The organism is Argonema galeatum A003/A1 (genome assembly GCF_023333595.1).
GTDB classification, from domain to species: Bacteria; Cyanobacteriota; Cyanobacteriia; order Cyanobacteriales; family Aerosakkonemataceae; genus Argonema; species Argonema galeatum.
This window is the reverse complement of record NZ_JAIQZM010000016.1, coordinates 131924-139729: the sequence shown is the minus strand read 5'-3', so window position 1 is coordinate 139729 and position 7806 is coordinate 131924. Positions and strand designations below refer to the sequence as shown.

The window sequence follows — 7806 nt, the reverse complement described above, 5'->3', positions numbered from 1 at the left end:
ATTAGCCACTTTATTTAGGTTTGTAAAGGTGTTGTTGTCATAGTGTTTCTGATGGGAGGTATAAGTAAGGGTTATCAGTTGTCTTACATGAATGGTCTTTCTTCAGGTGGGAGAAAACCATAGAGAATTTCATCAGGTTCATCCTCTGACTCGTCTTCATCAGCTAGGGGTTCTTGCTTCTGAATCTTTTGGGGTAGCTTTCCTGATGCAGCATAAGAGGCGGTCATGATGGAAGCCGCTGTGTGCAATCGTTGCTGTAAGGTATTGACGGTGGTGCCCAGTTGAGCTACATCTGTTTCCAAGGCATTAAGGCGACTGTCAGTGGTTTCGACATTTTCACCCAAGTATTGTGCGATCGCTTCGTAAATTATGAGACTTGGCTCTTTTTTCCTTTCCTCAGCCAGCCGCGCAATCTTTTCCTTCCAGTCTTCAGGAATCTGACAACTTACCATTACCTTCTCTGCCATAGCTTCTTAACCTGACTTTTTGCGTTATTTTTTTTGCGTGACAATCATTTGACATTCTCCCGCACCATAATCTCTGATTTGGTGCGGGATTCCCAGCCTAGCAGGTCAGTGAGACAGCCTACCATTTCCCTCAAGGGAGGTCGGTGCTACCCATGAGGTAGAGGTCGCACTCGCGGGCAGCCCCGCGACCTTCATTAAAAGCCCAAACGACGAGGCTTTGCCCACGGCGGCAATCGCCAGCGGCGAAGACCCCAGGGATGCTGGTAGCGTATTTGCCGTAGTCAGCTTTGACGTTGTTGCGTGCGTCGCGATCGACCCCCAGGGCATCCAGGAGGGGTTGTTCGGGGCCGAGAAAGCCCATAGCGAGCAGGACGAGCTGTGCGGGTAGAACTTTTTCGGTACCAGGGATGTGCTTCGGAATAAACTGGCCTTTGTCGTTTTTCTCCCAGTCCACCTGCACCGTGTGGACAGCTTTCACGTTGCCGTTTTCGTCGCCCTCGAACTTCGTCGCCGTGGTGAGATAGCCACGCGGATCTTCCCCGAACTTCGCCGCCGCTTCCTCCTGGCCGTAATCCATCTTGTAAACCTTCGGCCATTCAGGCCAAGGATTGTTAGCAGCCCGTTCCGAAGGCGGTTTGGGCAAAATTTCCAGTTGCACGAGGCTGTTGCAGCCGTGGCGCAAGGAAGTGCCAACGCAGTCAGTACCCGTATCGCCCCCGCCGATGATAACGACATCCTTACCTTCGGCAGAGATGAAGTTGCCGTTCTGAGTCTTGTCCAGAATCGCCTGGGTATTCGCAGTGAGGAAGTCCATCGCGAAGTAAATGCCTTTTAATTCGCGTCCTTCGATAGTCAGGTCGCGGGGTTTGGTAGCGCCAGTACAGAGGACTGCGGCGTCGAATTCTTTGAGCAGATTTTCAACGGGGAGGTCTTTGCCAACTTCTGTGTTGCAGACGAACTTCACGCCTTCTTCTTCGAGGACGTTCAGGCGGCGCAGGACGACCTCTTCCTTGTCAAGCTTCATGTTTGGGATACCATACATGAGCAGACCACCGGGGCGATCGGCCCGTTCAAATACAGTCACCCAATGTCCGGCCTTGTTGATCTGGGCGGCAGCAGAAATACCTGCTGGGCCAGAGCCGATGATGGCGACTTTTTTCCCGGTACGCTTAGTTGGCGGTTCTGGGTTGATCCAGCCTTCTGACCAGCCTTTTTCGATAATCGAATATTCGATATTTTTAATCGTAACTGGCGGGTTGTTGATGCCGAGTACGCACGAGCCTTCGCAGGGGGCAGGGCAGACGCGACCAGTGAATTCGGGGAAATTGTTGGTTTTGTGCAGGCGATCGAGCGCCTCGCGCCACAGACCGCGATATACGAGGTCGTTCCATTCGGGGATGAGGTTGTTGACCGGGCAACCGCTCGCCATGCCACTAATTAGCGTACCCGTGTGGCAAAACGGAATGCCGCAGTCCATACACCGTGCGCCTTGAGTGCGGAGCTTGTCCTCCTCCATCTGTACGTGGAATTCGTCCCAATTGCGAATGCGATCGAGCGGCGCTAGTTCCGATGGCGCTTCCCGCAGAAATTCGATAAAGCCAGTTGGTTTTCCCATAGTCGTGTCTCAACCGATGCTAGATTTTTAGATTTTAGATTTTGTAGGGTGTGTTATATCATGGGCGGTGCGATCGGTATTGTATAGTAGGGGCCAGTTTATGCGATATCCCTGTCTCCTCTGCGATCGGCTTCATCCTTGATGTTTCCTACAATCATCACAAACACCACTGGAATCAACGGTCATTGGTTTAAAATGTTTAACCAAATGGTAACGACCGAAGAATTTTTCAGGAGCGTCTGCATGGTAGCCTATTGTCTGGCAAATGACGCATTGGATCATCCACGTCCTTGTACGCCGATCGTTCAAATGCCATTCTGGGTCTTTGTCTTTCTCCATTGAAATAACTTTTACACAATTATTGGTGTTTGAGAAATCTAGGAAACATCGCCAACTATTTCCGATAAATGTCCTTGCGATGCTTGCAATGGAGAACTACGACAGTTGATGTTTCGTCATTAATTTCATAACGGATTCGGTATTCACCAACTCTTACTCGGTATTCGTTTTCAAACCCTTTCAACTTTTTCACTCCTAGAGGTCGCGGCTCTTCCGCAAGTGATAGGATTTTCTCTATAATTCGACTACAGACATCCTCTGGTAAATCATCCAATTGCTTTTGAACAGGTTTGGCAATGAGAACAGCATAACTCATAAAATTTTCCCAGCCTGACTAGCAATATATTCCTGAATAGTTTGATAGTCTCCCATCTGGTATGCCTTCCTAGCTGCTTCAATCTCCGCGATAACTTGTGGTTCTTGCTCGATAGATTCTTCTTCCGCTTCAAACAACAAATCCTCTAAGATTTCCAAAAGCTGACGCTTTTTTTCTAAATCTAAAGATGTAATTGCTTCAATCAATGATTCAAAGGGAACGTTAAATTTAACTGCTGTCATTAGGCGGCTCTCTTGATTTCAATTTGTTTACACTATGTTTGTCAGCATTTCAGCTTTTGAATTGGGATACACTGGCTCAAAGTGCAATACCATTATCTGATTTGGACGCAAACCGATCGATTCGTAAGTACGACCGTTGCGATCGCGTAGCTTGCTGCCAACTGTTAAGGTAACTACATAAAACAACTTAATTGAACTACCAAAGTACCTTTATAGGATAATTGAAAAATGCTGTATCTCTGGTAACTATAGGCATACTCTCCACTAAACTTTGCGCGATAATGAGTCTATCAAAGGGGTCTTTGTGATGAAATGTTAATTTGGCTAACGCATCTAAATGTTCTGGTAATATCCCAATTATTTCTATGGCGTTGTCATTAACTTCTCTTCTCACCAACTCTGTAAAAGGCATAGCTAACTTTAGTTTTCCTATGCTGACTTTGATAGACATTTCCCAAAGACTTGCAATACTCATAAATCGTTGGTTACTTTTAGTTTCAATGAGGTTTCGTGCTGTGTCACTGAGGTTCAAACTGCCTCCAATAAACCAAAGGAAAGTATGGGTGTCGAGCAGTAGATTCATGGTGCATAAGCCTCGAAATCTTCCAAGGGCTCGTCAAAATCATCCGACATCTCAACTAAACCTTTCGCACTCCCAAATTTTGGGCGTGGTTCTTCTTTCGGGATGACTACAATCTTAAAAGAAACTCCATCACTTCGAGTAATGATAACATCTTCACCTTCTGCGGCTTCTTCGATGAGTTCCGCCAGCAGACTTTCTGCTTCTTTTAAATCAACCTTACGCATGAGTCCTCTCCTTCCTTTGAAGTCTGATATATTTTTTTGAGATAGTTCATTTTTCAAACAATAAGGCGCTGATGATTACATTTGTGTCAAATAAATATTGACGCGAATTGTAATTAATAGATGAAAATAGTCGATCTTTGTGTTTTCCTTGATCGTGTTATGGATATTATTTCCGATAAATGTCCCTGCGATGCTTGCAGTGGAGAACTACGACAATTGATGTTTCGTCATCAATTTCATAACGGATTCGGTATTCACCAACTCTTACGCGGTATTCTTTTTCAAACCCTTTCAGTTTTTTCACTCCTAGTGGACGAGGCTGTTCCGCAAGTGACAGGATTTTCTCTATAATTCGACTACGCACATCCTCTGGTAAATCATCCAGTTGCTTTTGAACAGGTTTGGGGATAAGAACAGCATAACTCATAAATTTTTGCCAGACTGACTAGCAATATATCCCTGAATAGTTTGATAATCTCCCATCTGGTATGCCTTCCTAGCTGCTTCAATCTCCGCGATAACTTGTGGTTCTTGCTCGATAGATTCTTCTTCCGCTTCAAACAACAAATCCTCTAAGATTTCCAAAATCTGACGCTTTTTTTCCAAATCTAAAGATGTAATTGCTTCAATCAATGATTCAAAGGGAACGCTAAATTTTACTGTTGTCATTATTCTTCTCTCTTGATTTCAATTTTTTGGCTTTTTTTCAAAATCATACAAACCGATCCTCAGTGTAAGCCTTAATAGGTCTGGGTCTGACTGTTTGCCAGGGATATCGGGGTTGAAGTTTATTTAACGGAAAAATAGCAAGGCGAGTTTCAATATGTTCTTTTTCTTCATCTGTGATTCCAAACATTTCATAGACAGTGCTATCGATGCGATCGAGAACTTCAAAAAAGTTTGACTCTACCTGTTGAAAACTGACTTGGCGTTGTCGATACTCTTGCATTAAATTTGCATAGTTTTGAGGAACTAATAACTTTTGAATCGTGCTTCTAGAAATGGATGTATCTTCGTCACTATTGAGAGTCAGTAGTTTATAAACCAGTTCTGCCAGATTAGCATCTACAAGTTGAATTGAAAATAAACCTGCTCGAAGCAAGTTTCCATCTAAGTTTAATTCCTCAACTTGTACATCTTCAGTACTCCAGTTAGAGAAATTTAATCCTAAAGTGCGATCGCTCAATTTATACCGACTCGTTTCAATTCGAGTTTCTACCTCAGATAGCAACCATTCATCTGGGTTATTCTTCGCGATCGCAGCTAATTGAGCTAAATTGTTATAACTATCTACTAATTGTTGTTCAATCTTAGCATCCAGGTTTCTAACCCAAGGCATTGATTCAAGAGTGCGGGGGTAAACATGGGCATAATATCCCTGAATCACTCCACTTCTTAAGCGCAAAGCCCAATAATAACGAGCTAATTTACTATTTAAATAGGCTGCAACTGCTTCAGCCGATGGATTATTCGCTTTGGGTACAGCAACAATGACAGTATTAACAGCAGCAAAATCAGTTCCTTTTACAACACTTGCAAAAGGAGCTTTCGCTAATTCAGAAACTATAATAAAAGCTTCAGGAGTTCGTTCTGCCCATAAACTCAATTTTCCATTAGGTCTATTCTTAACTGCTTCAAGATCGACCCATCCTGCTGCTTCTCCATGCCATCCAACTGCTAAACTGCGTCCAGCAATCACTTGAATAGGCTTAACTCCTGTTGATTCTGAAGTAACTTCTGTTCCGCCTCTTTGAATTCCATACGTCCACCAAAACGGGCGATTATTGCGGCTGATTTGTTGAGCAACCGCTTCCTTCAACCCAACGATATTACCTCCATTGCCATTTGGGTATAATTTTTTCAAAATTGGTACATCTTCAGGATGTAACAACGCTAATAGATATTCGCCATACAGTCCTTCTCGCGTGTTACGATTTGTTTCTTCCGTAACTCTTGGGTTCACTTTGTAGTCAAAAAAATCTTTATACTTAACTTTGACAGGTGGTTCATCGCTTGGCCATGTCGAAGGTACATATAACTCTATTTCATCATCGTCTTGGGCTGGTGTTTTCTCAATTACCACAATTAAAGGAATGCGAGCCACATCCCAAATCGGTCGATCTGTAAACTCCAACCAAACGAGTTTACGTAATGCAGCTTCTTGACGAGGATAAAGCAATTTCCAAACCTTTGCAGCAGCTTCGGAATTAGCATAACCCCCACTTACCACCATTCCCAAAAAACCGCCAGATTCGAGAGATTCAGTTAAAGCCCGATAGAGAAAAACTAAACCAGTATCGGAATTTTGTCCCCAAACTTGCTGCCATAAACCTCGCATTTCCTCGCCATACTTAACCCGTTCCCCTCGGATGTAAGGCGGGTTGCCAAGGATGTATTTCCACTGTCCGCTATCTCGCTCTTTAGAACCTGGGGGAAGAAAACCTTCTCCAAGAATGGGAACGAGATCCGCATCTTTTAACAAACTATTAATGTTGTAAACATTAATATTCGGAGGTTCAGTTACAGGTTTAAACCTGAGCATTGCCCACATCAATTGAAAGTGACTAATAAACGCAGCAAAAGGGTTTAAGTCAAAGCCCCAAACATTAGTTTGTAGTTCTTGCAAAACCTCATCCTGAGACAGTCCTCTAGTTTTGGCATCTTCTAAACAACGATGGACATAACGCACCAAAAATGAACCACTTCCACAAGACGGATCGAGCAATTTACCATCACCATGACTAAAGATAGTTTGCTCTAGCAACCAATCTACAATTGAGGGAGGAGTATAAAATTCTCCCAATCGCTTCCGTTTTGCTGTCGGTAAAAATGCTTGATAAATATCCCCTAAAATTTCTTCAGATAATCCTGAAAAGTCATAGGCATTGAACCGCAAAATCAACCGTTGCAATGCAGTATCTAATATACCATTAGCTTGATAAAGCCAATCAAAAACATTGCGTTCAAAAGGTTCTTTATACAGTCTTCCAACATCTTCAGCTACCAGTCGCACCAAAGCACGGGCATCACCAGTTAACTGATCCACAAAAGCCGCCCAGTCTTGTGGCCCTCCATTGGAAAGTCGCCGTTTTTTGGTTAATTCCAAATCCTCAACAAGTCTAAGAAATAACACGCGGGCAATCAGTACTGCTACTGAATCCGCAACAAAAGCCTCACGAATTCTATCAATAGCTTGGTTATTGTTTTTGGCGCTAACTTCTCGACCATATTGGTCTTCAAACTGAGGCAAAATATCATCAAATAGATATCGTTCAAAGCTAAATTTATTCCTCAGTCGCATAAAGGCGCGGCGTTGGCTATCAACCGCACCAACAAGATTACCCTGTATTTGCTGTTCGTGCTGTTTGTATTCTTTATATTGTTCCTGCAATCTAGAAATTGCTTGTTCCCCAGCTTCACTCAATTCAGCAAAACTGGTTTGTAAGTCTTGGCGCAGTCTGTCTAGCGTATCAGGATCGTCAAGCTTTAAATATACATAAGGCAACTTGCCTTCAATAAAACTCGCCCATTGATTATTATGTTCTGCTTGTTCTGAAGAAATAAATTTAAGTGTTTCTTTTAATTGCTCAAAAGTTGTTCCTGATAAATCAAGGGGGTTTTCTAAACCTTCAACAGGTTCGCCATTTGGCAAAACAATCCAGAGATAATGAGCCGTTAAAAATAAAACGTATCGAGTTAAACCCTCAACATACTTGCGTTTCTGATTCCACAGTTTTGCCCTTCCATTTTTGCTCGTCAGTTCAGCATCATCTTTTTTCAAGTCTCCCACCACCCAAGCAATTTTTTCGGAAGTTAGGAGTTTAATATCTGGATAACCGCCGCCACCTGAATCTTCCGTGACTACTCTCTCTTTTGGATAGTCCAGTAATGCGGCTAAAAAATCACGCACATCTGGATTGTACGATCGCTCAGGTCGATCCCAATTCAAAGCCAGCCACTTTGCTAATGGATCTGCTTGTTGTTTTGGTGGTCTATTGCTCTTGGACAACTCTTAACCTC

General features: G+C 43.3%; 10 protein-coding genes. All 10 read right to left on the bottom strand.

Annotation, left to right across the window (positions count from 1 at the left end; genetic code table 11):
* Positions 1 to 83 precede the first annotated feature (83 nt).
* On the bottom strand, positions 84 to 467 hold the full coding sequence (locus LAY41_RS17975; RefSeq protein WP_249100885.1) for a ribbon-helix-helix domain-containing protein: 384 nt from the start codon (positions 465 to 467) through the stop codon (positions 84 to 86).
* A gap of 130 nt (positions 468 to 597) precedes the next feature.
* Positions 598 to 2082 (bottom strand): glutamate synthase small subunit, encoded by a 1485-nt coding sequence (gltD, locus tag LAY41_RS17970; protein WP_249100882.1) that lies wholly within the window; start codon positions 2080 to 2082, stop codon positions 598 to 600.
* Positions 2083 to 2476: 394 nt separating this feature from the next.
* Positions 2477 to 2737: a type II toxin-antitoxin system RelE family toxin gene (locus LAY41_RS17965; protein WP_249100879.1), complete on the bottom strand. Its 261-nt coding sequence runs from the start codon at positions 2735 to 2737 to the stop codon at positions 2477 to 2479.
* Complete coding sequence (locus LAY41_RS17960) at positions 2734 to 2979, bottom strand: hypothetical protein (RefSeq protein WP_249100876.1); 246 nt, start codon at positions 2977 to 2979, stop codon at positions 2734 to 2736. The genes LAY41_RS17965 and LAY41_RS17960 overlap by 4 nt, the downstream gene beginning before the upstream one ends.
* A gap of 27 nt (positions 2980 to 3006) precedes the next feature.
* Positions 3007 to 3165: a hypothetical protein gene (locus LAY41_RS17955; RefSeq protein ID WP_249100874.1), complete on the bottom strand. Its 159-nt coding sequence runs from the start codon at positions 3163 to 3165 to the stop codon at positions 3007 to 3009.
* A 10-nt stretch (positions 3166 to 3175) separates the two neighbouring features.
* Positions 3176 to 3562, bottom strand: a complete 387-nt coding sequence (locus LAY41_RS17950) for a type II toxin-antitoxin system VapC family toxin (protein ID WP_249100872.1) — start codon at positions 3560 to 3562, stop codon at positions 3176 to 3178.
* Positions 3559 to 3843 (bottom strand): type II toxin-antitoxin system Phd/YefM family antitoxin, encoded by a 285-nt coding sequence (locus LAY41_RS17945; RefSeq protein WP_249100868.1) that lies wholly within the window; start codon positions 3841 to 3843, stop codon positions 3559 to 3561. The genes LAY41_RS17950 and LAY41_RS17945 overlap by 4 nt, the downstream gene beginning before the upstream one ends.
* A 109-nt stretch (positions 3844 to 3952) precedes the next feature.
* Entirely contained in the window at positions 3953 to 4213 is a 261-nt protein-coding gene (locus tag LAY41_RS17940; RefSeq protein WP_249100866.1) for a type II toxin-antitoxin system RelE family toxin, read from the bottom strand.
* Complete coding sequence (locus LAY41_RS17935; RefSeq protein WP_249100863.1) at positions 4210 to 4455, bottom strand: hypothetical protein; 246 nt, start codon at positions 4453 to 4455, stop codon at positions 4210 to 4212. Before LAY41_RS17935 ends, LAY41_RS17940 begins: the two co-directional genes overlap by 4 nt.
* Before the next feature lie 43 nt (positions 4456 to 4498).
* Positions 4499 to 7795 (bottom strand): HsdM family class I SAM-dependent methyltransferase, encoded by a 3297-nt coding sequence (locus LAY41_RS17930; protein WP_249100860.1) that lies wholly within the window; start codon positions 7793 to 7795, stop codon positions 4499 to 4501.
* Positions 7796 to 7806: the final 11 nt, after the last annotated feature.

What these genes read in the sequence shown, in the direction of transcription:
- LAY41_RS17950 (WP_249100872.1), bottom strand. Translation starts at nt 3,562, where the DNA reads ATGAATCTACTGCTCGACACCCATACTTTCCTTTGGTTTATTGGAGGC.
- LAY41_RS17940 (WP_249100866.1), bottom strand. Translation starts at nt 4,213, where the DNA reads ATGAGTTATGCTGTTCTTATCCCCAAACCTGTTCAAAAGCAACTGGAT.
- LAY41_RS17975 (WP_249100885.1), bottom strand. Translation starts at nt 467, where the DNA reads ATGGCAGAGAAGGTAATGGTAAGTTGTCAGATTCCTGAAGACTGGAAG.
- gltD (WP_249100882.1), bottom strand. Translation starts at nt 2,082, where the DNA reads ATGGGAAAACCAACTGGCTTTATCGAATTTCTGCGGGAAGCGCCATCG.
- LAY41_RS17935 (WP_249100863.1), bottom strand. Translation starts at nt 4,455, where the DNA reads ATGACAACAGTAAAATTTAGCGTTCCCTTTGAATCATTGATTGAAGCA.
- LAY41_RS17960 (WP_249100876.1), bottom strand. Translation starts at nt 2,979, where the DNA reads ATGACAGCAGTTAAATTTAACGTTCCCTTTGAATCATTGATTGAAGCA.
- LAY41_RS17965 (WP_249100879.1), bottom strand. Translation starts at nt 2,737, where the DNA reads ATGAGTTATGCTGTTCTCATTGCCAAACCTGTTCAAAAGCAATTGGAT.